This is a genomic window from Brevundimonas sp. (genome assembly GCF_041919755.1).
In the GTDB taxonomy this organism is placed as follows: Bacteria; Pseudomonadota; Alphaproteobacteria; order Caulobacterales; family Caulobacteraceae; genus Brevundimonas.
The window spans coordinates 39,010-65,362 of record NZ_JAYRTD010000004.1 but is presented as its reverse complement, the minus strand read 5'-3'; the positions used below and the strand labels follow the sequence as shown (position 1 = coordinate 65,362).

Genomic DNA, 26,353 nt, shown 5'->3' with positions numbered 1-26,353 from the left:
CGCCATAATGAACATTCAAGGCTGGGCGGAAATCGCCCTGACGCTGGGCCTGTCCGTGCTGATCGCATGGCCGCTCGGCCTCTATCTGTCGCGCGTCTGGAACGGCGAGCGGACGTGGCTGGACCCCGTGCTGCGGCCCGTCGAAGGCGTCTTCTACAAGGCCTCGGGCGTCGATCCGAAACGCAGCCAGGGGTGGCTGGGCTATGCCGGGGCGCTGCTGGCGTTCAACCTGGCGGGTTTCGTCTTCCTGTATGGCTTGCTGCGTCTGCAAGGCGTCTTGCCGCTGAACCCGCAGGGGTTTGAGGGCGTGTCGCCGCACCTGGCGTTCAATACCGCCGTCAGCTTCGTGACCAACACCAACTGGCAGAGCTATGGCGGCGAGGCGACGATGTCGACGCTGACCCAGATGGTCGGCCTGACGGTCCAGAATTTCCTTTCCGCCGCCACCGGTGCCGCCATCGCGGCCGCCCTGGCACGCGCCTTTGTCGCCAATCGAGGCGAGGGGGTCGGCAACTTCTGGGCCGACATGACCCGCACAACGCTTTATCTGCTGCTGCCCGCGTCGCTGGTCCTGGCGATCGTGCTGGCCGGTCTGGGCGTGGTCCAGACCCTGTCGGCCTCGGTCACCGCGACCGGTTTGGAGGGTGGCGAGCAGACCCTGTCGCTGTTCCCGGTCGCGTCGCAACTGGCCATCAAGCAGCTCGGCATCAACGGCGGCGGCATATTCAACGTCAATTCGGCGCACCCGTTCGAGAATCCCTCGGCCCTGACCAATCTGATCACCGCCGTGTCGATCAACGTCATGGGCTGGGCGGCCTTCTTCGCCTTCGGTCGCAGCGTCCTGGCCAAGAAGGATGTGCGCGCCCTGGTGGTCACCGCCGCCATTCTGCTGGGCGTCTGTACGGCCGGCATCTATGTGGCCGAAAGCCAGCCTGCGCCGGCCCTGGTCGCTGCGGGCATCGAGCAGCCCGTGAACATGGAGGGCAAGGAAACCCGCTTCGGCGTGCCGTCGTCCGTGGCCTGGGCCGGTCCCACGACCGGAGCCTCCAACGGCTCGGTCAACTCCATGCACGGCAGCTATATGCCGCTGTCCGGCGGCATTCAGATGTTCCTGATGCAACTGGGCGAGATCCTGCCGGGCGGCATCGGCTCGGGCATCGCAATCATGGTCGTCATGGCCATGCTGGCGGTCTTCGTCGCTGGTCTGATGGTCGGCCGGACGCCGGAGTATCTGGGCAAGAAGATCGAGGCGCGCGAGATCCAGTACGCCATGATTGCCGTGCTGGTGCTGCCGCTGGCCATCCTGGGTTTCACCGCCGTCGCCGCAATCCTGCCGGAGGCCTTGAAGGGACTGCTGAACAGCGGGCCGCACGGCCTGTCGGAGATGCTGTATGCCTACACATCTGCGGCGGCGAACAACGGCTCGGCCTTTGCCGGTCTGACAGCCAATGCGCCCTGGTGGAACACGACGCTGGGCCTGGCCATGCTGATGGGCCGGTTCGTCCCCGCTGTCGCGGTGCTGGCCATCGCCGGAGCCCTGGTCGTCAAGCCCAAGCTGGCCCCTTCGACCGGCACTCTGCCGACCCACGGGCCGCTGTTCATCGGCCTGCTGATCGGCGTGATCCTCATCCTGGGCGGGCTGCAGTTCTTCCCGGCCCTCGCCCTTGGACCCATTGTCGAGCATTTCCAGATGCTCGGCATGGCGTCCTGATCGGACCTGTTCCATGACACTCGCAAACCCTGAATTGCTGGGCGAAAAGCCCCAGCCCTCGCTGGCTCCCGGCGGCCTGACCGGCTCCATGATCGGCCGGGCCCTGGTCGACGCCGTCGTCAAGCTGAACCCGCGCCATCTGCTGCGCAATCCGGTGATCTTCACCACCTGGATCGTCGCCTTGCTGTCCACCGTCTCGGCCGTGGCCGAGATCACCAGTGGCCAGTCCGCCGGCTTCGCCATCCAGCTGGCCCTGTGGCTGTGGGCCACGGTCCTGTTCGCCAATGTCGCCGAAAGCGTCGCCGAAGGACGGGGCAAGGCGGCGGCGGACAGTCTGCGCGCCACCCGCGTAACGACCAAGGCCAAGCTGATCGTCGATCCCAAGACCGGCACGGTCGTACCGACGGCCGCCAATGATCTGGAGGTCGGCTCGATCATCCTGGTCGAGGCGGGCGACGTGATCGCTTCCGATGGCGAGATCGTCGAGGGCGTGGCTTCGGTCAATGAGGCGGCCATAACCGGCGAGTCCGCGCCGGTGATCCGTGAGGCCGGCGGCGACCGTTCGGCCGTGACCGGAGGCACGACGGTCGTGTCCGACTGGATCAAGGTGCGCATCACCTCGGCCCCGGGCTCGACCTTCCTGGATCGCATGATCGCCATGGTCGAGGGCGCGAACCGCAGAAAGACCCCGAACGAGCTGGCCCTTTCGGTCCTGTTGGCCGGTCTGACGCTGGTCTTCCTGATCGCCGTCGTCACCCTGCTGGGTCTGGGTGCCTATTCGGGCGTGGAGCTGGATCCCATCGTTCTGGGGGCTCTGTTCATCACCCTGATCCCCACGACCATCGGCGGCCTGCTGTCCGCCGTCGGCATCGCCGGGATGGACCGGCTGCTGAAGGTCAATGTCCTGGCCACCTCGGGCCGTGCGGTCGAGGCTGCAGGCGATGTCGATACCCTGCTTCTGGACAAGACGGGCACCATCACCTTCGGCAACCGCATGGCCACCGAGGTGATCCCTGTGTCCGGCATCCGCCCGGAGGTCGCCCTACGTGCCGCCGTGACTGCCTCGCTGGCGGACGAGACGCCGGAGGGCCGCTCCATCGTCGAACTGGGCCGCAACGCCGGGATCGTGGTCGAACAGCAGGAGTGCTCAAAGGCTATTCCGTTCAGCGCCGTGACCCGCCAGTCGGGTCTGGAGGCCGGGACGTCGTCCTGGCGCAAGGGGGCGGTGGACGCCGTGCTCAAGGCGCTGAACCTGACCGAGGCCGCCGTCCCGGCTGAGTTTCGCGCTGCTGTGGACAGGATTGCCCGCTCGGGTGGCACGCCTCTGGCCGTGATGCAGGATGAGGTGCTGGTCGGGGTCATCCATCTGAAGGACGTGGTCAAGCCAGGCGTCAAGGAGCGGTTCGCCGATCTGCGCCGCATGGGACTGCGCACCGTCATGATCACCGGCGACAATCCGGTGACGGCCGCCGCCATCGCGTCCGAGGCGGGTGTCGACGACTACCTCGCCGAGGCCACGCCCGAGGACAAGCTGCGCCTCATCCGTGAGGAACAGGCCAAGGGGCGTCTGGTCGCCATGTGCGGCGACGGGGCCAACGACGCGCCCGCGCTCGCCCAGGCCGACGTCGGCGTGGCCATGCAGACCGGGGCCCAGGCCGCCCGCGAGGCCGGCAACATGGTCGATCTGGACTCCGATCCGACCAAGGTCATCGAGATCGTCGAGGTGGGCAAACAGCTGCTGATCACGCGCGGGGCCCTGACGACCTTCTCCATCGCCAACGATGTGGCCAAGTATTTCGCCATCATCCCGGCCATGTTCGTGGTCGCCCTGCCGGCGCTGGGTGCCCTGAACGTCATGGGGCTGGGCTCGCCTGAAAGCGCGATCCTGTCGGCGGTCATCTTCAACGCCCTGGTCATCGTGGCCCTGATCCCGCTGGCTCTGCGCGGGGTGAAGTATCGCGCTGTCGGGGCGGGCAAGCTGCTGGGCCGCAACCTGATGATCTACGGCATTGGCGGACTGATCGCGCCCTTCATCGGCATCAAGGCCATCGACCTCATCATTACGGGGCTGGGTCTGGCCTGAGCCTGACGCACCACTCAACCTTCTATTTCCAGTATCCAAGGAATTGACCAAATGACCCGCAAGAAACGCCTGAAGGCCTCCGGTTCCAACGACGCCTGGTTCGCCGGTGCCTGTCTGGTGGCCGTGATCGTCTGGGGCGTCGCCTCCAACGCCGATGCGCAGGAAGCCCCCGCATCCACCGGACCAGACGTCGCCTGGAACGTGGCCGTGACCTCCGACTACGTCTTCCGGGGCGTCAGTCAGACCGAGGAAGACCCCGCCATCTCCGGCGGCGTGGACCTGACCTACGGCTCCTTCTACGCCGGGGCCTGGGCGTCCAACGTGTCCTTCGCCGGCGATGACGACACCAATGCCGAGGTCGACCTGTACGGCGGCTTTCGTACCGAGGCGGCGGGCTGGGCGCTCGACATCGGGGCGGTCGGCTATCTCTACACCAACCAGCCGGACAACGCCGACTACGACTATGTGGAGCTGAAGCTGGCCGCTTCGCGCGCCATCGGTCCGGCGACGATCGGTGCCGCCGTCTACTATTCGCCCGACTTCTTCGGCGCGGCCGAGGACGAGGCGACCTATGTGGAGGCCAATGCCGCCTTCAGCCCGGCGGACAAGTGGACGATCGGTGGCGCGGTCGGCCGTCAGTATGTGTCGTCGGACTTCGACTACACCACCTGGAACGTCGGGGCGGCCTATCAGCTGACCGAGAATCTGCCGCTGGACCTGCGCTATCACGACACCGACGAGCACGACTTCGGCGCAGTCTATGACAGCCGCGCCGTCGCCTCGCTCAAGGCCACCTTCTAGGGAACGACGATGGTCAATCAGATTCGCCCTGCGATCGTCATGGTCGCCCTTTTTACCCTTCTGCTGGGTCTGGCCTATCCCTTGGCCGTCACCGGGGTCGCGCAGGGCATCTTTCCGGCCCAGGCCAACGGCAGCCTGGTGCGCGGGGCCGACGGAACGGTCCAGGGCTCGTCCCTGATCGGCCAGTCCTTCACCGAGGCGGGCTATCTGCGTCCGCGTCCGTCGGCGGCCGGTGACGGCTATGACGGTGCCGCCTCGTCGGGCTCCAACCTTGGGCCGCTGAATGAGGACCTGGCCGCGCGGGTCGCCGAAAGTGCCACGACGATCCGGGCCGAGGACGGGGCGGGGGCTATTCCGGCCGATGCCGTCACCACCTCGGCCTCGGGCCTCGACCCGGACATCTCACCGGCCTACGCTCGCCTTCAGGCCCAGCGCATCGCCACGGCGCGTGGCGTACCGGTTCAGGAGGTCCAGAGCGTGATCGAACAGAACACCCACGGTTCGCTGCTGGGCTTCATCGGCCAGCCGACGGTCAATGTGCTGATGACCAACCGGGCGCTTGACGCGCGCTTCCCGGCGACCTGATTTGCCGGAAACGTCTCCGACATCTTCGAACCGCCAGACGCCGGCCTTGCGAAAGCGGGGCCGGCTGAAGGTGTTTCTGGGCATGTCGCCGGGGGTCGGCAAGACCTACGAGATGCTGCGCGCGGCCCGCAAGCGAAAGGCCGAGGGGGACGATGTCGTTGTCGGCGTGGTCGAGACCCACGGACGGCGCGAGACCGAAAGCCTGCTGCGTGGGCTGGAGGTCATGGCGCGCAACCCCATCGACTACAAGTCGCGCGCCCTGATGGAGTTCGACCTCGACGGGGCCATTGCGCGGCGGCCAGGGCTGCTTCTGGTCGACGAATATGCGCATTCCAACGTGCCGGGCAGCCGGCATCCGAAGCGCTGGCAGGATGTCGAGGAGATTCTGGCGGCGGGCATCGACGTCTGGACCACGCTGAACGTTCAGCATCTGGAAAGCCTGTCGGACGTGGTCCTGCGCATCACCGGCGTGCGTCAGCGCGAGACCGTGCCAGACGGGGCCTTGAGCCGCGCCGACGACATCGAATTGGTGGACATCACGCCCGAAGAGCTGCGCAAACGGCTGGCCGAGGGCAAGGTCTATGTGCCGGAGACGGCGCGGCTGGCGTCCGAGAACTTCTTCAAGATCGAAAACCTGACGGCGCTGCGCGAAATGGCCATGCGCCGCGCGGCCCAGACGGTGGACGATCAATTGGTCGCCACCCTGCGCGAAAAGGGGGTGCAGGGCCCTTGGGCGGCTGGCGAGCGGATTCTTGTGCTCGTCGGCGGCGACGGCATGGCGGGCACGCTGGTCCGGGCCGGGCGGCGTCTGTCCGACATGACGATGGATGCGCCCTGGACGGTGGCCCATATCGATAGGCCCAGCGCGACGGCGCATGACGCCGCCCGCGGGGCGCGTCTGTCCGAGGCGTTGAAGCTTGCCGAACAGCTGGGTGGCCGCACGGTGGTTCTCAGCGGCGACGATGTCGTCGCCACCGTCATGGACTACGTCCACCGCAACAACATCACCCAGATCGTGCTGGGCAAGGGTCGCGACAGCCGCTGGAGCGCCTTCATCGGCCGCTCGCTGGCCACCGAACTCTTGCGCTCGTCACAGGGGGCGGCCGTCCACATCATCACCGATCCGGCCATGGCGACCGAAACACCCGCGCCGCGCCGCTGGACGGGGTTCGGCAGCTGGTCGGGCTATGCCATCGGCGCGGCCTTCGTTGGACTGGCGACGGGTCTGGCCCTGATGCTCGATCAGACATTCCAGCGAGTCGACTTGGGGGTGGTCTATCTGTCGGCGGTCCTGGCGGCGGGGGTGCTGTATGGCCTGCGTCCAGCCCTCGTCGCTGCGACCGTGGCCTTCCTGACCTACAACTTCCTGTTTCTGGAGCCGCGTTACAGCTTCGCCATCGGCTCGCCAACGGACATACTCACCCTGCTGGTTTTCTGGGCCGTGGCCCTGGTCACGGGCGCACTGGCGGGACGCGTCCGCGAGCAAGCGCGGCGGGCTCAGCGCCGGGCGTCGGCCGTCTCCGCCCTGCTGGCGGCCAGCCAGACCCTGTCGGCGGCAGAGGGGCACACCCAGACGGCTCGGGTACTGGCCGAACAGACCGCCGCCGCCGCCGGGACGCGGGCGGTCGTGCTGCTGCCGCAGGGCGATGACATCGTCATGGTCGCCCATGCGCCCCACGCCGGCTCTCAGGAGACCGCGACCCTGGGGTCGGCCGCCATGGCCGCCGCCCGCTGGGCCTGGGAGCGGGGCGAGGCGGCCGGGCATGGCACCGGCACCTTACCGCAAGCGAGCTGGACCTTCTGGCCCCTGCAAGGGGTGCGGGGTCGCGCCGGGGTAGCGGGGGTCGCCGCCAACGCGCTTGTGCCGGGATCCGACGAAGAGCGTCTGGTGCTGGCCTTGCTGGACAATGGCGCGGTCGCTCTGGAGCGAGCGCAGCTGGCAGGTGACGCCGTCGAGACCGAAAGCCTGCGCCGCGCCGACCGTTTTCGCGGCGCGTTGATGAATTCGGTCAGCCACGACCTGCGTACGCCCCTGTCGACTGTGCTGGGGGCATCGACCACCCTGATCGACTATGGCGCGACTCTTAGCCCCGAAGTGCGCGCCGACCTGCTGCTGAGTATCCGCGAGGAGGCCGAGCGGCTGAACCGCTATGTCGGCGACCTTCTGGACATGACCCGGCTGGAGGGTGGCGGTCTGAACGTCAAGGCGGACTGGATCGATGTGCGTGACGTGCTGAACGCCGCGGCCGAGCGGGTGTCGCGCCGTCTGCAGGCCCGGACACTGACGCGTGACTTTCCCGCCGACCTCAGCCTGTTGATGCTGGATCAGGGGCTGCTGGAACAGGCGGTCGTCAACATCCTTGAAAACGCCATCGCCTACAGCCCAGACGGCTCGACCATAGAACTGGCGGCCTATGAGGATCGCGGCTCGGTCGTCATCTCCATCGAAGACCAGGGCAAGGGCATCCCGACAGAGGCGCTGGAGCGCGTCTTCGACAAATTCCGCCGCATGGAAGAACCGTCGGATCGAACCCAGGGCGCGGGCCTGGGACTGGCCATCGCCAAGGGCTTCGTAGAGGCGATGGGCGGACGCATCGCCGCCGCCAGTCCGATCATCGACGGCCACGGCACCCGTATCCTGATCAGCCTGCCCAAGGCCATCGCGACCCACCGCGATCTGCTTTAAGGCTCGAAACCATGTCAGCCGTCCGTCCCCGGATACTCGTTATCGATGACGAACCCCAGATCCACCGCTTTCTGTCGCCGGCGCTGGATGCCGCCGGCTATGAGCCCAAGCGGGCCGACAGCGGGCAGGAAGGGCTTCGGGGGATTGCGTTGTGGAGCCCTGATACGGTTGTTCTGGACCTCGGCCTGCCCGACATGGACGGCAAGGATGTGCTGGTCCGAGCACGCGAGTACTACAAAGGACCCATCATCATTCTCTCGGCCCGTGACCGGGAAGCTGAAAAGATCGAGGCCCTGGATCTGGGGGGCAGCGACTATGTCGAAAAACCTTTCGGCGTGGGCGAACTTCTGGCTCGCATCCGCGCAGCCCTGAGGCACACCGCGAGCGCGGCACCCGCCAGGGGACCCGTCGTGATCGGTGACGTTACGATCGATCTCGAGCAAAGGCTTGTGATCCGGCAAGGTCAGGCTGTTCGTCTGACGCCCAAAGAGTACGATCTTCTGGGCCATCTCGCGCGTCACGTCGGCAAATTGGTCGCCCACACCGATCTACTGACGGCCGTTTGGGGTGCCGCCCATGCGTCGGACACCCAGTATCTGCGGGTCGTCATCGGGCAACTGCGCCACAAGCTGGAGATCGACCCCGCGCAGCCGATACTGATCCTGACCGAGCCGGGGGTCGGCTATCGATTGAATGCCTGAGTGATTGCCACTGTGCGCCCTTCGTCCAACCGTCACAATCCTCTGATCTAAGCGCCACGACCCACTCGGAGACGCTTTCATGACCCGCACCCTTCTCGCCGCCGCCTCGGCCGTCGCCCTTCTGGCTCTCGGGGCCTGTGGAGATGGCGGGGCGGGATCGCAGACGGCGCGCTCGGGCATCTGGGCGGCCGGCTCCTCGACCGTCTTCCCGTTCGCCAACCGCGTGGCGGAAAACTTCCAGCGCACGACGGGCGGGGCCTCTCCGCGTGTCGAATCGCTGGGCACCGGCGGCGGCATCCAGGCCTTCTGTCAGGGCATCGGCCCGGCCACGCCCGACATCGCCAATGCCTCGCGCCCGATGAAGAAGTCGGAATACGACATGTGCGTGGCTAACGGCGTCACCGACATCGTCGAGATCAAGATCGGCTTCGACGGCATCGTCATCGCCACGGCGCGGTCGGGCAACAGCTTCAACTTCTCGCTGGACGACCTGTACGAAGGCCTGGCCAAGGAAGTGCCGGGCCCGAACGGGGCCTTCGTCGCCAACCCGGCCACCATCTGGAACATGGCCAACCCCGCCCTGCCGAACCAGCGCATCCAGGTCTATGGCCCGCCGCCCACCTCGGGCACGCGCGACGCCTTCCTGGAACTGGGCATGGTGCCCTCGGCCAAGGCCAATCCGGTGCTGGCGGCCTTGGCGGAGTCCGACGAAGACCGGTTCGAGGCCCTGGCCCAGACCCTGCGCGAGGACGGCGGCTGGGTGGATTCGGGCGAGAACGACAATGCCATCGTCCAGACCCTGACCCGCACCCCCGGCTCGCTGGGCGTGTTCGGCTTCTCCTTCCTGGAGCAGAACCTGGACACGGTGAAGCCCGAGACCATCGACGGCATCGCACCGACCGTCGACACCATCGCAGACGGTTCATACCCCCTGTCGCGCAGCCTCTACATCTATGTGAAGAAGCAGCACGTCGGCGTGACGCCGGGTCTGGAGCAGTTCGTCATAGAGTTCATGAGCGAAGCCTCCGCCGGTCGCGGCGGCTATCTGCAGGACCGCGGCCTGGTGCCGCTGCCGGCGAGCGAGCTGGCTGCCCAGCGCGCGATCGCACAGGGCATGACCGTGATGCAGGCTCCAGCGGAGTGATGCTGGTCGTCGCGGCAATGCTGGGTGTCGTCGGCGTTCAGGAGGCCGCGCCCACGCCCCTGACGCCTTTCCGGGACGTGCCGTGGAGCCGGGCTCCGCAGGTCGAATATCCGGCCGCGGCCCTGTCGCGCGGTGTGGACCGTGGCGTGGTTACGATTGACTGTGCCGTGGAGGCGACAGGCGCGCTGTCGGACTGCAAGACGACGGAGGATCAGCCGGCTGAGCTGGGCTTTGGTCGAATGGCGCTGTCGGCCATGCGTCAGGCCCGGGTAGATACCACACGCTGGACCCAGCCGCGTGTGGCGGTGCGGCTGTCGTTCGTCTCCAGCGAGGCCTAGACCTTCGACGGCAGGAACGGCGAGAAGGTGATGACCGTGAAGGTGTCGCGGATGTGCGGCCGGGTCTGGACCGACTTCGTCACGAAGGTGCCGATGTCCATGTCCTTGGGCAGCTGGAACTTTGCCAGCAGGTCGTACTGGCCCGACGTCGAATAGACCTCCGAGACGTGCTCGACATTGTCCACCATGTCGGCGGCGACATCGTTGGCGTGCCCCAACTCGCATTTGATGAAGACGAAGATGGCGGTCATCATGGCGGTGGTCCCTTGCGCAGCGTGCCGGACCTTTAGCGGATGGCGACGTGACAGGTAAGGGATCAGACGTGATCGATCTGGAGGCCCAGTACAACAATCGGGCTCTCGTACCAGACCATCCGGCGGTGATGCAGGGTTGGCGCGAGCGGGCCGAGACGGTGCTGGGTACGCACCCACCGCGCCCGATCGCCTATGGGGCTGGCGAGCGCGAAGTCATGGACTTGTTCGAGGCGCGGCCTGACGCACCGGTCGCCGTTTTTTTGCACGGCGGCTACTGGCAGGCGCTGGGACGGGAATGGTTCAGCGGCATCGCGCCAGCCCTTCTGGCTCACGGCGTCAGCCTGGCCATTCCATCATACGATTTGGCACCGCAGGTTCGGCTGGGGCGCATCCTGTCGCAGGTACGTCAGGCGGTGGAGGCGGTGCGCGACCTGTCGCCGACACGCAGCCGCCCGGTCGTCTTCGGACATTCCGCCGGGGGGCATATGGCGGCCTGCATGCTGTCCGAGGGGCGGGCCGGTGCCGCCGTGGCGATCAGTGGCGTGTTCGATCTGGCTCCCCTGATCGAGACCAGCCTGAACGCGGCCTTGGGTCTGGATGCCCGGGAGGCGGCGGCCCTGTCGCCCATCCACTGGCCCGTCCCGAACGGATCGACCCCCGGCGGGACGGTGCTGGACTGTGTCGTCGGTGCTGACGAGAGTTTAGAGTTCATCCGCCAGTCGCGCATGATGGCCGATCTGTGGGGGGGCCAGGGTGTCGAGACGCGGTTCGAGACAGTCGAGGGTGCGAACCATTTCACCGTGCTGGAGCCGCTGTTCGACGAGGCCAGCGCGATGACCCGACGCATCGCAAATCTGGCCCGCAACGGTTGACGCGAGCGGCAAACGCCTTTTTTGGAAGAACGCCGGATACCCGACATACCGAACTCCTTCACAGAGACCTCATGTTTCGTGCGCTGCGCCGTCTTGTCCGCCGACTGAAATGCAAACGCCATCGCTGGCGCCCCGACCGGCGCAGACCCGGCATAGAGTTCTGCGACCTGTGCCAGGCGACCCGCAACGAGAAGCCCGGTGCCGCCTGACAGGCGAAACACAAAGTTTGGCGGGCCGGCTTTGACACGACCCGTGCGGTGGTTAAGCAGGTCTGTCCCGAACTCCGGTGGAGCCTGAACGCCGATGCGCCACGACCGTCTGTCCGTCCTGACCGCCCTGGAAGCGCAGGGCATCGCGCCCGTCTTCTATCATCCCGACCGGGACGTCTGTCTGAACGTCATCCGCGCCTGCGCACGGGGTGGCGCGCCGGTGGTGGAGTTCACCAATCGCGGCGACTTCGCCTGCGACCTGTTCGGCGAGATCGCGCGCGAGCTTCAGCAGACCGATCCGCACATCGTCCTGGGCATCGGCTCGGTCGTCGATGCGGGGACTGCAGCCCTGTTCCTGAACCGGGGCGCACGGTTCGTGGTCAGTCCGGGTCTGGTGGAGGAAGTGGCGCGCACCTGCAACCGGCGCATGACCGCCTACTTCCCCGGCTGCGGCTCGGTGAGCGAAATCCTGAAGGCCCAGGAGCTGGGCTGCGAGATCGTCAAACTGTTCCCCGGCGCCAGCGTCGGCGGAGCTGATTTCGTCAAGGCCGTCATGGGGCCCATGCCCTGGACCAAGATCATGCCGACCGGTGGCGTCGATCCGGATGAGGCCTCCATCGCCAAATGGTTCGGCTCGGGCATCGTGGCAGCTGGGATGGGATCGAAGCTGGTGACCGACGCTGCGGTCAAGGCGGGCGACTGGGCCGGGATCGAGGCCAGCGTGCGCCAGACGGTCGAGGCGATCAGGACGTTTCGCTCAGGGACATAGGCCCTCCCCATCGCCGCAGGCGACGGGGAGGACAAGCGGTGCCTACAGCCCCAGCGTCGGGCTGTTCAGATCCAGATCGGCCGCCGGGACGACCACCACATCGGGATGGGCGGCGCGCAGGGCGTCGATGAACATCGCCGACTGGCCGACCACCACGACATAGGCCCCCTCCGCGCTGACGGCCTGGGCCGCCTCGGTCACGGTCTCGGGCGTGTTGGCGCGGATGCGGTCGGGATAGGCTTCGACCTCGCTGAGCGGCAGGCCGTTGGTGACAGCCTCGGCCAGGACCCCGCCCAGACCCCCCGTGGTTTCGGTCGCGCGCGAGAAGCTGCCGGTCAGCCAGGTTTCGCGGTTGGTGACGTCGGTGTCGCTGACCGGCTCGGTCCGCAGGCGGTCGAACTCGGCCAGGACCAGGGCGACGACCTCGGCGGCGCTTTCGTTCTTGGTCTGGGTGGTGGCGGACAGCAGGCCTCCGTCTACGCGTGTCGCCAGCGAGGAATAGGCCCCATAGCTGAGGCCGCGTTTGGCGCGCACTTCCTGGAACAGACGGCCGTTGGAACCGCCGCCGATGATGCTGTTGACCACGCTCAGCGGATGGAAGGCCGGGTCGGCGCGGCGCGGACCACGCACGGCGGCGGCGACGGCTGCCTGACCGGCACCGGGCAGGTCGACCACCACGACGCGGGGTGGGGTCGGGGTGCCGGCGCGGTTGGCCACGACGGGCAGGGCCTCGGCGGGCTTTGTCCAGTTGCCCAGGGTGCGTTCGGCGAAGGCCACGGCCTGATCCGGTGTCATGCCGCCGGTCACGATCATGGCCGCGTTATCGGGCCGCCACCAGCGGGCATGGAAGGCGGCGATCTCTTCGCGTGTCAGCTCCTGCAGCGAATCCGGCGTACCCGTGCTGGGCGCGCCATAGGGGGCAGCCCCGTAGGCCAGTCGGCCCAGAACCAGAGACGCCAGCGGCCCCGGTTGACGCAGATTGACGCGCAGGCCGTTGACCGCCTGGGTCCGGCTGCGGGCCACCTCGTCCTCGGCGAAGGTCGGGCGCATCACGACATCGGCCAGCACCGCACCCGCGGCATCCGCCGAGGCGATGGGCGCAGACAGGAACAGGGTGGTGGCATCCGCCCCGGCCCCGCCGCCGATGTTGGCTCCCAGCGCCTCCAGGGTGCGGGCGATCTCCGGGGCCGTGCGATCTCCGGCGCCTTGCGAGGCCAGGGCGGCGGTCATGGTCGCCAGACCCGGACGCTCCGTCGGATCCGCCGCCGCGCCGCCGCCGATGACCAACTGAACATTGACGATGGGCAGGTCGGTGGACTTGGCGACGATCAGGCGCATGCCGTTCGACAGGGTCCGCTCCACGATCTGCGGCGCGGCGATGGCGCGAACCTCGCCCGGCGCGGGCGGGGCCATGCGCTGACCCTCCGGCAGCAGTTCGTTGGCCGGCAGGATGGCGGGCGGCACGGTCACGAAGGTCGGCATCGGGGCCGGGTTCTCCCAGCTGTCCTCTGCCACACCCGCAGGCCGTGCGCTTTCGTCCTGATAGCGGACCGAGACCCGGGCCTGTTCATCCAGATAGCGGCGGGCCACCCTCTGCACATCGGCGGCGGTGACGGCCTGGATGGCGACCAGATTGGCGTCGGGCGCGCGCGGATCGCCTTCGTCTACCAGCGCCCTGCCCAGGACGAAGGCCCGGCCCGAAGCGGTTTCGCGCTGACGCAGTTCGCTGGAGACGATCTCGGTCTTGGCCTCGGCCAGTTCGGCCTCGGTGACGGGCTCGCTGCGGATACGATCCAGCTGGGCGTTCAGCGCGACCTCGACATCGCCGATGGCCTTGCCTTGGGCAACGATGGCGCTGACGACGATCGAGCCGTCTTCTTCCAGAGTGCTGGACCCCAGGCTGGCGCTTGAGGCCAACTGGCTCTCATAGACGAGGGCCTGATACAGGCGCGAACTGTCGCCGCGTGACATGATGGCCGACAGTACCTCCAGGGCGGCCGCGTCCGGATCGGACGCCTTGACGCCCGGATAGATGGCGGCGACGGCCGGCAGGGGCACATTCGGGGCATAGGCCTCGACCAGCCGCGGCTGGGTGCGGGGCGTTTCCACCGGCCGGGTCATCACCGGCACGGGGCGCGCCGGATTTTCGATGTCTCCGAAATACTGATCGACCCAGGAGTCCAGCTGGGCCTGGTCGAAGTTGCCGGCCACGATCAGGGTGGCGGTAGACGGACGGTAATAGGCTTCGTGAAAGGCGCGGGCGTCCTCGATGACGGCCGAGTCCAGCTCCTCGATCGAGCCGATCACGCTGCGGCGATAGACGCTTTCGTCGAAGGTATTGTCGCCGATCACGAAGGTGCCGAACCGGCCGTAGGGCGGGGCATAGACGCGCTGGCGCAGCTCTTCCTTCACGATGGAGCGTTCGGCGTCGAAAACGGCCTGATCGACCACGGGCCGCGCCATGCGCTCGGCGTGGGTCCACAGCATGGTCTCCAGATACTGGGGCGGGACCGTCTCGTAATAGTTGGTCATGTCCTGGCTGGTGGAGGCATTGCGCGTGCCGCCCGCATTCTCGACCAGGGTCGCGATCTGTCCATAGGGGAGGTTGACCGTCTTACGGCTGAGGATGTGTTCGAACAGATGGGCGAAGCCGCTGCGGCCCTGCGGATCGTCCTTGCCGCCGACGTCATACCAGACCTGGACCGTCACCGTGCCGGCGGTCGGATCGGGCATCGCGTAGACGTCCAGCCCATTGGCCAGTTCGCGGTGATTGTATTCCAGCGGCGGCACCGTGATCGGCGCGGGCGCGCTCTGCGCCCAGGTTACGGCGGGCATGGAGAGGGCGAGCAGCGAGGCTCCCAGCAGCGCGGCGGTGCGTGTCATGTGGCGGTTCCCGATAGGCGTCTCTGAACAGGTGCTAGACCCTATCCCGCGCAACGGCCGGCCCTAGTTACGAACTTGTAATGATCTCCTCGACCTCGTCCCGCGTCGGCAGGGAGGGCTGAGCTCCGGGCCGTGTCGCCGCGATGGCGCCTGCGGCACAGGCGAAGGTCAGGGCGGCTTCGGACGACTGGCCCTCCAGCAAGGCGACGCAGATCGCGCCGACGAAACAGTCGCCGGCACCGGTGGCATCGACCGCCTTGACCTTGGGCGGGGTGGCCGAGGCGATCAGGGCTCCGCGCTGGTACATCTCGGCTCCGCGTGCCCCCAGGGTGACCACCACCCGACCGCCGCCGTGATGCAGCAGGTCGCCATAGAAGGCGGCCTCGCTCTCGTTGACGACAATCAGGTCGGCGCGGCGCAGCAGTTGGTCCGACACCGGTGCGGCGGGGGCCAGGTTGACGCAGACGAAGTCGGTGGCCCGACCGACTGCCGCCTCCACCGTCTCGACCGGCAGTTCCATCTGAAGGATCAGGGGGCCTTCGATACGCGCGGGAAGCTGTTCGGGCATGACCCGGTGATTGGCCCCGGCCGCGACGACGATCTGGTTTTCGCCGTCCGGATCGACGGCGATCAGGGCGACGCCCGTCGGAGCCTCCGCATCGGTCAGCACACCGCCGGTATCGACATCGTCGGCCAGCAGAAGCGCCAGCGCCTCTTCGGCCATACCGTCGCGTCCGACGCGCCCGATCATGCAGACCTGGGCCCCCAGACGTTGGGCCGCCAGCGCCTGATTGGCTCCCTTGCCGCCCGGATGCCGCGCCAGGGTCGCGCCGGTCACCGTCTCGCCGGCCGCCGGCAGGCTGGGGGCCGACGCCACGAAGTCCAGATTGATGGAGCCGACGACAGTGATCCTCAAGTACAGCTCTCCGCGATCAGATCGAAGACGCCGTCGGCATTCACGCCTGTCGCCCAGCGATGCGGTGCCGTCTCGGGATCGACGCGGAATTCCACCGCCGTATGGCCGCGCGTCAGTTCGCTCTGCACCTCCACAGCAATCCGGCAGGGCTTCAGCGTGAACAGGTCCGGGTTCATCAGCCAGGCGACGGGGCAGGGATCATGCAGCGGTGGAGCGTCCCAGCCGACGATCCTCTTCTCCACGTCCTGGGAAAACCGCATCATCGCCGCCGCCGTGTCGCCCCGTGCGGTGCCCAGCGCCGCCAGTCGCGCGATCCGTACATCCGTCGCCCGCACCTGATGGGTCACGTCCAACCCGAACATGACCACCCGACAGGCGCTGCGCAGGACCTCGTCCGCGGCTTCCGGATCGGCCCAGATGTTGAACTCGGCGGATGGCGTGATGTTGCCGCCCTCGCTGCGGGCCCCGCCCATGACGGCAACCGGGCCCAGCCGCTTCTGGATCATCGGCTCCTTGCGAAGGGCATGGGCCAGATTGGTCATCGGTCCCAGGATGGCCAAGGCCACCGAGCCCTCGGGCCGGCTCATGACATTGTCGATGATCGCGTCCACGCCATGCCCGTCCGCGATGCCGCGATCGGGCGTGAACGGCGGCAGATAACCCAGCCCCTCCTCCCCATGGAACTCGCTGGCCCCCGAGGGTTTTCGGCGCAAGGGCCGGTCGGCACCGGGTCGCACCTGCACGTCCTCACGCCCCGCAATCTGGCGCAGCATCAGGGCGTTGCGCGTCGTCTTCTTCAGCGGGACATTGCCTCCCACCGTGGTGACGGCCAGAAGCTCCAGCCGCGCCGATCCGAACGCCAGCATCAGGGCCACGGCATCGTCGACGCCGGGGTCGCAGTCGATGATCAGGGATTGCGTCGTCATGCGGCTGGTTTGAAGCGGGTCGCGCAGATGGGCAAGCCTTGGGTGAGCAGGCGCTCTTGTCCAGAATGCATCCTCGCACCACCTGCAGACGTAACAATGGCTGTCTTGATGCGGTCTGAATGCCGCAGCCTGGGTTGAACATATAAGGATGTCCTTATATGTCTGGCGGCCCGTACGGCCCGACTGGAGTCCGCCTTGTCCCGATCCACCTTCCTGTTCACGTCCGAAAGCGTTTCGGAGGGCCATCCCGACAAGGTCGCGGACCGGATTTCCGATACCGTCGTGGACCTGTTCCTGGCGCGCGATCCCGAGGCGCGGGTGGCGTGCGAAACCCTGTGCACGACCAATCTTGTGGTGCTGGCCGGCGAAATCCGCGGCAAGGGCATCTGGGAGAACGATGCGTGGGTGCCCGGTCTGGAGGCCGAGATCGAGGCTGCCGTGCGGGCCGCCGTGCGCGACATCGGCTATGAGCAGGACAAGTTCCACTGGAAGACTTTCGAGTTCCAGAACCATCTGCATGGCCAGTCGGTGGACATCGCCGTGGGCGTCGACGCCGCCGATAACAAGGACGAGGGCGCGGGCGATCAGGGGATCATGTTCGGTTATGCGTCGAACGAAACGCCCGAGCTGATGCCGGCGACCCTGGCCTACAGCCACGCCATCCTGAAGAAGCTGGCCGAGGTGCGCCATGCAGGCGACACTCTGCTGGAGCCCGACGCCAAGTCGCAGGTTACGATCCAGTATGAGGACGGCAAGCCGGTGCGGGCCACCTCCATCGTGCTGTCGACCCAGCATGCGGCGGGCAAGGCCGATCAGGTCGCGGCCTTCGTCAAGCCGCTGATCCTGGAGGTGCTGCCCGAGGGCTTCACCGACGAGAACACCGTCTGGCACATCAATCCGACGGGCATCTTCGAGATCGGCGGGCCGGATGGGGACACAGGCCTGACCGGGCGCAAGATCATCGTCGACACCTATGGCGGGGCGGCCCCTCATGGTGGCGGTGCCTTCAGCGGCAAGGACCCGACCAAGGTTGACCGTTCGGCGGCCTATGCCTGTCGCTACCTGGCTAAGAACGTCGTGGCCGCAGGCCTGGCCGACCGCTGCACCATCCAGATCAGCTATGCCATCGGCGTGGCCGAGCCCCAGTCGATCCACGTCGACCTGCACCGCACGGGCCGGATCGACGAGAGTGTGCTGGAAAGCGAACTGCTCGGCCTGATCGGCGGGGCCACGCCGCGCGCCATCCGCCAGCACCTGGGTCTGAACAAGCCCATCTATGCCCGCACCGCCGCCTATGGCCACTTTGGGCGCGAGCCGGATGGGGACGGCGGGTTCGGCTGGGAGAAGACGGATCTGGTGGATCAGCTGAAGGCACTGGCGGGCTGAAGGCTGAGCTGCTCAGCCCTCCTCACGCGTTAGCAGCGCGATCACCCTCCCCATGAAGGGGAGGGACAGCTATAGCGCCCCGATGTCCGACCTACCCGACCCTACCCACCGCCCCTTGCGCTCCTTCGGCCGGATCAAGTCGCGGCCGATCAAGCCGAAGCAGGCGGCGCTGTTCGATACGCTGCTGCCGCGCATCGCCATGCCCGATCCGGCGGCGGGGCCGATCAATCCGCAGACGCTGATGCCGGGAGCCGAGGGCGTCTGGCTGGAGATCGGGTTTGGCGGGGGCGAACATCTGGCGACCCAGGCCGGACGTCATCCGGACGTGCTGATGATCGGGTGCGAGCCGTTCCTGAACGGCGTGGCCTCGGTCCTGCGGCATATCGATGAGGGTGGGCTGGAGAATGTGCGCGTCCATGCCGACGATGCGCGGGCGGTGATGACGGCCCTGCCGGACGCATCGTTGGACCGGGTGATGATCCTGTTCCCCGACCCCTGGCACAAGGTGCGGCACAATAAGCGGCGCCTTTTGCAGGATGAGACGGCGACCGAGATCGCGCGACTGCTGAAGCCCGGCGGGGTGGTGCGGTTCGTGACCGACTGGGAGGACTATGCAGGTTGGGCGCTGGAGCGGCTGATGAGAACGCCGGGGCTGGAGCGGGTGCCATCTCCCGATGACGACTGGACCGTACCGTGGGACGACCATGTTACCACCCGTTATGAGGAAAAGCAGCTGGGCGACACTACGCCGCTGTTCATGGAGTTCAGGCGGGTCTGATCGGCTTCAGTCGCGCAGGGCGGCGAAGGTGCGGATGAAGGCGAACTGTTCGTCGGTTTCGGGCACGGGGCGACCGCGCGCCTTGCCGACGCGAAGGACGGCTTCGTCCGGGTCCATGCCGCCGACGATCAGGGCGCAGATCGCCAGGGAAGGCGCGCGGCCCAGACCGGCGCGGCAATGGATCACGATGGCCTGTCCTGCGCGCAGCCGCCGGTCGATGGCCTGGGCCAGCTTGCGATAGGCGGCGACATCGGCGGGCAGGCCGTGGTCGGGAATGGGGAAGTTGTGAAAGCCGACGCCGTGGCGCGCGGCCGCCCCGCCCTCGTCGGCGAGGCCGAGCTTCTGGGCCTCCAAGGGCTCCAGCATGCTGATGACATGATCGACCATGCCGTGCGACAGACCGGCCATCTGTTCGTCGAGGGCCTCGCCCCCGTCGGGCTTGCGCGACACGCCCAGGCGGCCGGTGGTGTTCAGTCCGATCCAGTGGATTTTCATCGGCGCTTTCTGGCGGCGCGGGGCGGGGAAGGCAATCTCTGTCGTCGGCCCGTTGCGAGAAGGGGCTGACAAAGTCTTTCAGGGGGTCTATATGCCACCCTACATCGTTAGACCGGCGTCAAACGGCGTCGTTCCGAGCGGCGGCCCCGGATGGCCCGCCGCTTTTTTATTGCCTGTGAGACCAGAGCCTTGAAGGCCAAGACCGTCGAAGACCGCGCTCTGCTGGAGCTGATCGAACCCGTGGCCGAGAGCCTGGGTCTCGATATCGTGCGCGTGCGGCTGATGGGCGGGACCCTGCGTCGCCGCCTGCAGATCATGGCCGAACGGCCCAGCGACCACGACATCGCGGTCGAGGAGTGCGCCCGCCTGAGCCGCGCGGTGTCCGAGGTGTTCGACGCCGCCGATCCGATCGCGGGCGAATATCTGCTGGAGGTGTCGTCGCCGGGCGTGGACCGTCCGTTGACGCGCCAGTCCGATTTCGATCTGTTCGAGGGCCATGAGGCGCGACTGGAAACCGACCGGATGGTCGAGGGCCGCAAGCGCTTCAAGGGTGTTCTGGCCGGAACCGACGGCGAAAACATCGCCATCGATCTGGACGGTGAGGAGGACACCGCCCTGATCCCCTTCGACTGGCTAGTGGATGCCAAGCTGGTGCTGACCGACGAACTAATGAAGGCGGGGGCTGAAAAGCGCGCCGCCCGCAATGATAACGATACAACCGAGACCGAGGACTAAAGACATGGCTGTTGCCGGCGTTTCCGCGAACCGTCTTGAACTGCTGCAGATCGCCGATGCGGTCGCGCGCGAGAAGAATATCGACAAGGAGATCGTGGTCGAGGCGATCGAGGAGGCGATCCAGAAGGGCGCCAAGTCGCGCTATGGTGCCCACCACGACATCCGCGCCAAGATCGACATCAAGACCGGCGAGCTAAGCCTGACGCGTCACGTCACTATCGTGCCCGACGACTGGCAGCCGGAAGACGAGCTGGAAGAGTTCAACGACAGCGCCATGGTGCGCCTGACCGACGCCTCGAAGCGCGATCCGGAAGCCGAAGTCGGCAAGGAATACATCGAGAACCTGCCGCCGTTCGATTTTGGCCGGGTGCAGACCCAGATGGCCCGCCAGGTCGTCATGGGCAAGGTTCGCGACGCCGAACGCGCCAACCAGTACGAAGAGTTCAAGGACCGCGTGGGCGAGATCGTCAACGGCACGGTCAAGCGCGTTGAATACGGCAATACCGTCGTCGATCTGGGTCGGGGCGAGGGCATCATGCGCCGTAACGACTCCATCCCGCGCGAAGTGTTCAACATCGGCGACCGGATCCGCACCTACATCTATGACGTCCGGGCCGAGGCCAAGGGCCCGCAGGTCATGCTGTCGCGCTCACACCCCGGCTTCATGGCCAAGCTGTTCGCCCAGGAAGTGCCTGAAGTCTATGACGGCGTGATCGAAATCCGCGCCGCCGCTCGCGACGCCGGCTCGCGCGCCAAGATGGCGGTGTTGTCGAACGACAGCTCCATCGATCCCGTCGGGGCCTGCGTCGGTATGCGCGGTTCGCGCGTGCAGGCGGTCGTCGCCGAACTGCAGGGCGAGAAGATCGACATCATCCAGTGGAACAACGACGAGCCGACCTTCATCGTGAACGCTCTGGCCCCGGCGGAGGTGTCCAAGGTTGTGCTCGATGAAGAAGCCGACCGCGTCGAGGTCGTGGTGCCGGACGAGCAGCTGTCGCTGGCCATCGGACGTCGCGGCCAGAACGTGCGTCTGGCCAGTCAGCTGACCGGCTGGCAGATCGACATCATCACCGAAAGCCAGGACTCCGAGCGTCGCCAGAAGGAGTTCGGCGAGCGTACGGCCCTGTTCCAGGAAGCTCTGGACGTCGACGAGGTCATCGCTCAGCTGCTGGTCACCGAAGGTTTTGCCACGGTCGAGGATCTGGCCTTCGTCGAGTCCTACGAAATCTCCGAAATCGAAGGCTTCGACGAGGACACCGCCGAGGAGCTGCAGGCCCGCGCCCGCGACTTCCTGGACCGTCAGGCCGCCGAACTGGACGCCAAGCGCGTCGAACTGGGCGTCGAGGACGCCGTCCTGTCGGTTCCGGGCGTGACCGGTGCCATCGCCGTCGCCCTGGGCGAAGGCGGGGTCAAGACGGTCGAGGATCTGGCTGATCTGGCCACCGACGAAATCCGCGGTGGATACGAGGTCAAGAACGGCGAGCGGGTGAAGGTGCCCGGCGTGCTGGAGAGCTTCAACCTCGCTCAGGAAGAGGCCGAAATGCTGATCCTTCAGGCCCGCGTGGCCGCCGGCTGGATCGATGCCTCCGAACTGCCCCAGCCGCCGGAGCCGGAATACGAGGAAGAGGTCGAATACGCCGAGGGCGAATATGACGCCGACGCTGTGTTCGGTGATGCGCCCGAAGCCGATGCCGATGCCGACGAGGTCCTGGATCAGGACTCCGACGACACGCGCGACGCGTGATGGGAGACCTGACCGTCCATGGGGTTGCGCGACGCGACGATCGATAGGGAACGCCGGGACCTGGTGACGCACCAGGTCATGGACGAGTCTCGTCTGATCCGCTTCGTCGCCGCCCCGGACGGTTCGGTCGCCCCCGACCTTGGGCGCAAACTGCCCGGGCGCGGTCTTTGGGTCGCCGCCGATCGCGCCTCCATCCAGTCGGCGGTGAAGAAGAACCTGTTCAGCCGCGCGGCCAAGGCCCCTTTGAAACCGGCCGCGGATCTGGCCGATACGGTCGAAGGCCTGCTGGTCCGGCGCTGTCTGGATCAGCTGGGTCTTGCCCGGCGCGAGGGCGTGCTTATCTCTGGCTTCGAAAAATCGCTGGCCAATATCCGAGCCGGTAAGGTGGCCTGGATCGTGGAGGCTTCGGACGGCTCTGCCGACGGACGCGGCAAGCTGCTGGCCCTAGCCGCGCACATGTCGCCGCCCCCGAAAGTGTGCGGCACATTCAGCGCCGACGATTTGAGTTTGGCCCTTGGGCTGGAAAATGCGATACATGCCGTCCTGCTGACAGGCGGGCGGGCCGATCGCTGGACCATCGAGGTCGAGCGGCTGGCGGGATTTCGATCGCTGACACCCTTAGACTGGGGCGTCGGAGCGGCTGAGGGCCCGGGCAAGGATTCTGACGGGCGGAGTTCCGTTCCCTCATAGGGGGCGGGGCGACGCGCGGCTTTTTGTGTTTGAACGAGAGGGTGGCGGATGTCCTGCTGCCCCGAGTAAAGCGACCGAATGACTGACGAGAACGACAAGACCAAAGACGGCGCACCGCAGGCTCCGACCGGGACCCCCTCCCAGACGGGACCGCGCGCGCCGCTGAGCCTGAAGCCACGCCAGGCGGGAGCGGTTTCGGCCGGCACCGTCAAGCAAAGCTTCAGCCACGGCCGGACCAAGACCGTGGTGGTCGAGACCAAGCGCCGCGTCGGAGCGACGCCGGGCCATCAGCGTCCGCAGGGCTTCGATGTCGCACGTCCGCGCACGGAGGCCGCTCCGCCGCCGCGTCCGTCTGCTCCGCCTGCGGTTGGGCCGGCCGGCGGTCGCCTGTCTCAAGAGGAGCAGGAGGCGCGTCGCCGCGCCATCGAACTGGCCACCCAGGCCCAGGCCGAAAAAGCCCGCGCCCAAGCCGCTGAACAGGCGCGCCGCGACGCCGCTGCCCGCGAACAGGCCGCCGCCGCCGAACAGGCAGCCAATGCCGCCCAAGCGGAAGCCGCCGCCGCGCGTGCCGCCGCCGAAGCCGCCCGGGCTGAGGCCTCCAAACTAGCGGCCGCCGCGCCTCCACCCGCAAAGCCTGTTGCCAAGCCGGCCGCGCCTGTCGCCGCGGCCCCGACGCCCGCGCCTGCCGCACCGGCCCCGACGCCCGCCCCTGCGGCACCGGCGCGCCCGGCTCCGCCCGCCCGTCCGGTCGTCAACTTCGGCCAGCGCGTGCCCAAAGCTCCCAATCCTTCGCGCGCGCCTGCCGAGCGTCCGGCCTTTGGCGGTCGCTCCGCCCGTGAACAGGCCATGGGCGGCGGCGAAAAGTCCTATTCCGACCGTCCCGCCGCCTCGTCGGGTCGTCCGGCCAAGCCGGCTGAGCCCGTCCGCTATTCGGCCCTAAACCCGCGCCCGGCACCGGGAGCGGCCCGTCCGGGTGGCGCACGTACCGGCCCCGGCGGTCGCCCTGCGCCTAACGCCCCGCCCGCCCAGGCCGAGGTGGCGCGTCCCAGCCGCGCGCCCGGTGGCGGCTTTGCTCGCCCGGTCAGCCGTGAGGACGACCGCGACAAACGCTTCTCCGACGCCGGCAAGGCTGTCAGCCGCACGCGCGGCGAGCCCAAGCGCCGCGAAGGGCGCCTGACCATCTCGGCCCTGGCCGGTGACGGGGATACCGCCGAGCGCATGCGCTCGCTGGCCTCGGTCCGCCGTGCCCGCGAACGCGAGAAGGAAAAGCGCAAGGGTGGCTCTACCGATACGCCGAACCGCCCGCGCGAGGTCGTCATTCCCGACGTCATCACCGTGGGCGACCTGGCCAACCGGATGGCCGTCCGCGGCGTCGACATCGTCAAGTTCCTGATGAAGCAGGGCATGATGATGAAGATCAACGACGTCATCGATACCGACACCGCCGAACTGGTGGCCGACGAATACGGCATGACCGTCAAGCGGGTATCCGAATCCGACGTCGAGACGGGCTTCCTGTCCGACGCCGTGGATGACGAGGCGACGACGCCGCGAGCGCCGGTCGTGGCCATCATGGGTCACGTCGATCACGGCAAGACCAGCCTGCTGGATGCGCTGCGCACCACGGACGTGGCGGCGGGCGAGGCCGGCGGCATCACCCAGCACATCGGCGCCTATCAGGTGAAGACGCCGTCGGGCGAGGCCGTGACCTTCCTGGACACGCCCGGGCACGCGGCCTTCAGCGCCATGCGGACGCGCGGTGCCACCGTCACCGACATCGTCATCCTGGTGGTGGCGGCCGACGACGGGGTCATGCCCCAGACGATCGAGAGCATCCAGCATGCCAAGGCGGCCAATGCCCCGATCATAGTGGCCGTCAACAAGATCGACAAGCCGGACGCCGATCCGCAGAAGGTCGTGAATGAACTGCTGCAGTACGAGATCATCGGCGAGGCCCTGGGTGGCGACACCCAGATCGTCGAGGTTTCGGCCAAGGCCAAGACCAATCTGGACGGCCTGATCGAGGCCATCCTGCTGCAGGCCGAGGTCATGGACCTGAAGGCCGATCCGGAACGCTCGGCCGAAGGCGTGGTCATCGAGGCCAAGCTGGACAAGGGCCGCGGCCCCGTGGCTACCGTCCTGGTCAAGCGCGGCACGCTGAAGCGCGGAGACATCGTCGTGGCGGGCTCGGCCTGGGGCAAGGTTCGCGCCCTCTTGAACGAGCGCAACGAACAGCTGACCGAGGCCGGCCCGTCCGTACCGGTCGAGATCCTGGGTCTGGACGAGGCTCCGTCGCCGGGCGACATCTTCGCTACGGTGGAGAACGAGGCCCGCGCCCGCGAGTTGACCGAATTCCGTGCCCGTCAGAAGCGCGAAAAGGCGACCGGCGGCATCAACCAGGTTAGCCTGGTCGACATGATGGCCAAGCTGGGCACCAAGAAGATCAATGAGCTGCCGATTCTCATCAAGTCGGACGTTCAGGGCTCGGGCGAGGCTATTCAGGGCTCGCTGGAGAAGATGGGCAACGACGAGGTGCGCGCACGCGTCGTCTACTCGGGTGCCGGCGGCATCACCGAAAGCGACGTCCAACTGGCCAAGTCGGCCGGTGCGCCGATCCTGGGCTTCAACGTCCGGGCCTCGAAACAGGCGAAGGATCTGGCCGATCGCGAGGGTGTGGAAATCCGCTACTACTCCATCATCTACGACCTGCTGGACGACATGAAGGGCGTGCTGTCCGGCATGCTGGCTCCGCTGCAGCGTGAAACCTTCCTGGGCAACGCTCAGGTGCTGCAGGTCTTCGACATCTCCAAGACCGGCAAGATCGCCGGCTGCCGGGTGTCCGAGGGTGTGGTCCGCAAGGGAGCCAAGGTCCGTATCATCCGCGACGACGTCGTGGTTCTGGAACTGGGCACGCTCACGACGCTCAAGCGCTTCAAGGACGAGGTCAACGAGGTCCCGTCGGGTCAGGAGTGCGGCATGCACTTCCAGGGCTTCCAGGACATCAAGGCCGGCGACTACATCGAGTGCTTCACGGTCGAAGAGATCAAGCGCACGCTGGACTAGTGACGACAGGACGGAGGCGCGGGGACGTGCCTCCGTTTTGCCTCATGCATTGAGGATTAAGCCTCATGAAACGCCTTCTGATCCCGCTTCTGGCCCTCGTTTCCGTCGCCGGACCGGCGATGGCCGAGACGCGCTACCTGGCGTTCGATGCGTCCAATCGCGTGACCCAGGCCCTGACGCGCGGTGTGACGCTGGAGGCGGACCGGGGACTGTTCGGCGCGATCAGCGTGCGGCGGATCATCTCCACCTCCAACCGCGGCTCCGCCGACATCCGTCGCGGGGGGCCGGATGCCGTACGTCGCGTCCTGCCTGAAGGCTCTCGCGAGACCAGCGTCTATACGATCCGTCCCGAAGGCGGCGGACGCGGCCTCAGCCGTGCGTTGTGTCCCAGTGCCGACGAGGCGTGGCTAGTACTGGGGCGGGTGCGCCTGGGACGGCCCCTGACCCTGCATGCGGTCGGGCGCTGGACCGACGGCACCTACCGACACTGCGTGGAGCTGTCCTATGACTGGCGCGGCGAGTGGGCCATGCCGCCGGCGGCGTCGCCGGATGCCGATGCGGCGGCAGCGAGGCCCTGACAGATC

General features: G+C 67.2%; 22 protein-coding genes. 17 read left to right on the top strand and 5 right to left on the bottom strand.

The genetic code is table 11. The annotated features are described in order from the left end of the window. The first annotated feature begins 7 nt into the window (after positions 1-7). From kdpA to ACE3TH_RS06965, 8 genes are all read left to right on the top strand, one after another. Positions 8-1,711 carry a potassium-transporting ATPase subunit KdpA gene (kdpA, locus tag ACE3TH_RS07000; RefSeq protein ID WP_374598697.1) on the top strand — a complete coding sequence of 568 codons (1,704 nt, stop codon included), beginning with the start codon at positions 8-10 and terminating at the stop codon, positions 1,709-1,711. A gap of 13 nt (positions 1,712-1,724) precedes the next feature. Next, a complete protein-coding gene (kdpB, locus tag ACE3TH_RS06995; protein ID WP_374598695.1) occupies positions 1,725-3,794 on the top strand; it encodes a potassium-transporting ATPase subunit KdpB in 2,070 nt (689 codons plus the stop codon). Between the two features lie 51 nt (positions 3,795-3,845). After that, entirely contained in the window at positions 3,846-4,595 is a 750-nt protein-coding gene (locus tag ACE3TH_RS06990) for a TorF family putative porin (protein WP_374598693.1), read from the top strand. 9 nt (positions 4,596-4,604) lie between these two features. Further along, on the top strand, positions 4,605-5,180 hold the full coding sequence (kdpC, locus tag ACE3TH_RS06985) for a K(+)-transporting ATPase subunit C (protein WP_374598691.1): 576 nt from the start codon (positions 4,605-4,607) through the stop codon (positions 5,178-5,180). An 82-nt stretch (positions 5,181-5,262) separates the two neighbouring features. Then, positions 5,263-7,866, top strand: coding sequence for a DUF4118 domain-containing protein (locus ACE3TH_RS06980; protein WP_374598922.1), 2,604 nt, complete (start codon positions 5,263-5,265; stop codon positions 7,864-7,866). Positions 7,867-7,877: 11 nt separating this feature from the next. Next, the gene (locus ACE3TH_RS06975) at positions 7,878-8,567 is read left to right on the top strand and encodes a response regulator (protein WP_374598689.1); all 690 of its coding nucleotides are present in this window, start codon (positions 7,878-7,880) and stop codon (positions 8,565-8,567) included. Positions 8,568-8,646: 79 nt separating this feature from the next. After that, positions 8,647-9,711 carry a substrate-binding domain-containing protein gene (locus ACE3TH_RS06970; RefSeq protein ID WP_374598687.1) on the top strand — a complete coding sequence of 355 codons (1,065 nt, stop codon included), beginning with the start codon at positions 8,647-8,649 and terminating at the stop codon, positions 9,709-9,711. Further along, positions 9,708-10,049 carry a hypothetical protein gene (locus ACE3TH_RS06965; RefSeq protein WP_374598685.1) on the top strand — a complete coding sequence of 114 codons (342 nt, stop codon included), beginning with the start codon at positions 9,708-9,710 and terminating at the stop codon, positions 10,047-10,049. The genes ACE3TH_RS06970 and ACE3TH_RS06965 overlap by 4 nt, the downstream gene beginning before the upstream one ends. Here the strand turns inward: ACE3TH_RS06965 and ACE3TH_RS06960 are convergent. Beyond that, positions 10,046-10,303 (bottom strand): Lrp/AsnC ligand binding domain-containing protein, encoded by a 258-nt coding sequence (locus tag ACE3TH_RS06960; RefSeq protein WP_292170506.1) that lies wholly within the window; start codon positions 10,301-10,303, stop codon positions 10,046-10,048. The genes ACE3TH_RS06965 and ACE3TH_RS06960 overlap by 4 nt on opposite strands. Positions 10,304-10,371: 68 nt before the next feature. On the opposite strand from ACE3TH_RS06960, the gene ACE3TH_RS06955 reads away from it, so the two are divergent. Continuing rightward, positions 10,372-11,175 (top strand): alpha/beta hydrolase, encoded by an 804-nt coding sequence (locus ACE3TH_RS06955; protein ID WP_374598683.1) that lies wholly within the window; start codon positions 10,372-10,374, stop codon positions 11,173-11,175. Positions 11,176-11,478: 303 nt separating this feature from the next. Beyond that, positions 11,479-12,153 (top strand): bifunctional 4-hydroxy-2-oxoglutarate aldolase/2-dehydro-3-deoxy-phosphogluconate aldolase, encoded by a 675-nt coding sequence (locus tag ACE3TH_RS06950; protein WP_374598681.1) that lies wholly within the window; start codon positions 11,479-11,481, stop codon positions 12,151-12,153. 42 nt (positions 12,154-12,195) lie between these two features. On the opposite strand, the gene ACE3TH_RS06945 is transcribed toward ACE3TH_RS06950, so the two are convergent. The 3 genes from ACE3TH_RS06945 to ACE3TH_RS06935 all read right to left on the bottom strand — a co-directional run bounded on the left by ACE3TH_RS06945 (position 12,196) and on the right by ACE3TH_RS06935 (position 16,878). After that, the gene (locus ACE3TH_RS06945) at positions 12,196-15,036 is read right to left on the bottom strand and encodes a M16 family metallopeptidase (RefSeq protein WP_374598679.1); all 2,841 of its coding nucleotides are present in this window, start codon (positions 15,034-15,036) and stop codon (positions 12,196-12,198) included. 67 nt (positions 15,037-15,103) lie between these two features. After that, the gene (locus ACE3TH_RS06940) at positions 15,104-15,952 is read right to left on the bottom strand and encodes a ribokinase (protein ID WP_374598677.1); all 849 of its coding nucleotides are present in this window, start codon (positions 15,950-15,952) and stop codon (positions 15,104-15,106) included. Next, positions 15,949-16,878 carry a nucleoside hydrolase gene (locus tag ACE3TH_RS06935; protein ID WP_374598675.1) on the bottom strand — a complete coding sequence of 310 codons (930 nt, stop codon included), beginning with the start codon at positions 16,876-16,878 and terminating at the stop codon, positions 15,949-15,951. Before ACE3TH_RS06935 ends, ACE3TH_RS06940 begins: the two co-directional genes overlap by 4 nt. A 195-nt stretch (positions 16,879-17,073) precedes the next feature. Here ACE3TH_RS06935 and metK point away from each other — a divergent pair, with 195 nt between their 5' ends. Continuing rightward, positions 17,074-18,264, top strand: coding sequence for a methionine adenosyltransferase (gene metK / locus ACE3TH_RS06930; RefSeq protein ID WP_374598673.1), 1,191 nt, complete (start codon positions 17,074-17,076; stop codon positions 18,262-18,264). 82 nt (positions 18,265-18,346) lie between these two features. Then, on the top strand, positions 18,347-19,042 hold the full coding sequence (gene trmB, locus ACE3TH_RS06925; RefSeq protein WP_374598671.1) for a tRNA (guanosine(46)-N7)-methyltransferase TrmB: 696 nt from the start codon (positions 18,347-18,349) through the stop codon (positions 19,040-19,042). Positions 19,043-19,048: 6 nt separating this feature from the next. Here the strand turns inward: trmB and ACE3TH_RS06920 are convergent, their stop codons facing one another. Beyond that, on the bottom strand, positions 19,049-19,537 hold the full coding sequence (locus tag ACE3TH_RS06920) for a hypothetical protein (RefSeq protein ID WP_374598669.1): 489 nt from the start codon (positions 19,535-19,537) through the stop codon (positions 19,049-19,051). Between the two features lie 189 nt (positions 19,538-19,726). Here ACE3TH_RS06920 and rimP point away from each other — a divergent pair, with 189 nt between their 5' ends. From rimP to ACE3TH_RS06895, 5 genes are all read left to right on the top strand, one after another. Beyond that, positions 19,727-20,272, top strand: coding sequence for a ribosome maturation factor RimP (rimP, locus tag ACE3TH_RS06915; protein WP_374598667.1), 546 nt, complete (start codon positions 19,727-19,729; stop codon positions 20,270-20,272). A gap of 4 nt (positions 20,273-20,276) precedes the next feature. Beyond that, complete coding sequence (nusA, locus tag ACE3TH_RS06910; protein ID WP_374598665.1) at positions 20,277-22,016, top strand: transcription termination factor NusA; 1,740 nt, start codon at positions 20,277-20,279, stop codon at positions 22,014-22,016. Positions 22,017-22,034: 18 nt separating this feature from the next. Beyond that, complete coding sequence (locus tag ACE3TH_RS06905) at positions 22,035-22,706, top strand: RNA-binding protein (protein ID WP_374598663.1); 672 nt, start codon at positions 22,035-22,037, stop codon at positions 22,704-22,706. 78 nt (positions 22,707-22,784) lie between these two features. Then, on the top strand, positions 22,785-25,769 hold the full coding sequence (gene infB / locus ACE3TH_RS06900) for a translation initiation factor IF-2 (RefSeq protein ID WP_374598661.1): 2,985 nt from the start codon (positions 22,785-22,787) through the stop codon (positions 25,767-25,769). A 65-nt stretch (positions 25,770-25,834) separates the two neighbouring features. Continuing rightward, positions 25,835-26,347, top strand: coding sequence for a hypothetical protein (locus tag ACE3TH_RS06895; protein ID WP_374598659.1), 513 nt, complete (start codon positions 25,835-25,837; stop codon positions 26,345-26,347). The last annotated feature ends 6 nt before the right edge of the window (positions 26,348-26,353 follow it).